Annotated in this window: 1 protein-coding gene; it reads left to right on the top strand. The window is 47.9% G+C overall.

Annotation, left to right across the window (positions count from 1 at the left end):
* Window positions 1-207 precede the first annotated feature (207 nt).
* The coding region (locus ACWHAR_RS20975; RefSeq protein WP_452087710.1) for a 4Fe-4S dicluster domain-containing protein at window positions 208-1,536 on the top strand (1,329 nt) is incomplete at its 3' end.

Raw genomic sequence — 1,536 nt, 5'->3', positions numbered from 1 at the left:
ATCAAGGCAAAGAAAATAACGACAATGATCATAATCACGATAAATACTTTCATACCGGCACTCCTTTCCGTAGTAAAGGTAGTGTGCCCGAACAGCAGGAATTTAATTATTGACTGAACACTCATTCATTATTTATCATAAAGATAATCTTATACAGATTCGGGGGTAGAGGATCGCGGTCTTTATCAGTAAAAAGGGGGAATTGGAATGAGCGGCTTTCTCATCGCAAATACATTATTATTTCTGATTGTAACCGCTTACGCTGTCTATTTGTTTGTGTATTTGGTCAAAACGAGACTGGCCTACATCAAGCTCGGCCAGAAAGAACAATTTGATCAACGGTTCAAGGAACGGCTTCACGACATATGGGTGAATGTATTCGGACAGAAAAAACTGCTCAAGGACAAGAAAAGCGGAATCATTCACGTCATGTTTTTCTACGGATTTATATTGGTTCAGTTCGGAGCAATTGACTTTATCATTAAAGGACTGGCTCCCGGCCGGAATCTGCCGCTTGGCCCGGTCTATCCCGCCTTCACCTTTTTTCAGGAAATTGTTACGTTTCTCATTTTAATTGCTGTTGGGTGGGCATTCTACAGACGTTACATCGAAAAGCTCGTGAGGCTGAAACGCGGTTTCAAAGCCGGACTCGTTCTCATTTTTATCGGAGGTTTAATGCTGACCGTTCTGCTTGGGAACGGGATGAATCTGATTTGGCATGAGCATGGGCTTTCTTGGAGCGAGCCAATTGCCTCAGGTATTGCGTTTATGCTTAGCGGAGTCGGGAAAACAGGTGCGGCGGTGATTTTCTATATCGCATGGTGGATCCATCTTCTGTTCTTGCTTAGCTTTTTAGTGTACGTGCCTCAGTCTAAGCATGCCCATTTAATCGCCGGCCCGGCAAACGTCTTTTTCAATAGAATGGAATCTGCCGGAAAACTTGAAAAAATTGATTTTACCGACGAAACGAAAGAAAGCTACGGAGCGGGAAAAATTGAGGATTTCAGGCAGTCTCAGCTGCTTGATCTGTACGCGTGTGTCGAGTGCGGCCGCTGTACCAATATGTGCCCTGCAACAGGCACCGGAAAAATGCTGTCTCCGATGGACTTGATTTTACGTCTCAGAGACCATCTCACGGAAAAAGGCGCTGCCGTCACCTCGCGCTCCCCATGGGTGCCCGCAGCAGCGTTTCGGCATACGAGAGGCAATCAGCTGGCTGCGGCGTCAGCGGGCAGCGGATCGCAGGAAGCCGCAGCGGCGCTTGATTACAATCCAAGCTTGATCGGCGACGTCATCACAGAGGAAGAAATTTGGGCATGCACCACTTGCCGAAACTGTGAGGATCAATGCCCGGTCATGAATGAGCACGTGGATAAAATCATCGACCTCCGCCGCTACCTCGTACTGACAGAAGGAAAAATGGACAGTGACGCCCAGCGCGCAATGACAAGTATTGAGCGGCAGGGGAATCCGTGGGGACTCAACCGCAAGGAACGTGAAAATTGGCGTGATGAGGCGCCGGATGCTGAGATTCCG

The sequence above is a fragment of the Bacillus sp. LR--39 genome (assembly GCF_053613335.1).
The sequence above is the reverse complement of the archived record's forward strand: the minus strand, read 5'-3'. Positions and strand labels throughout refer to the sequence as shown.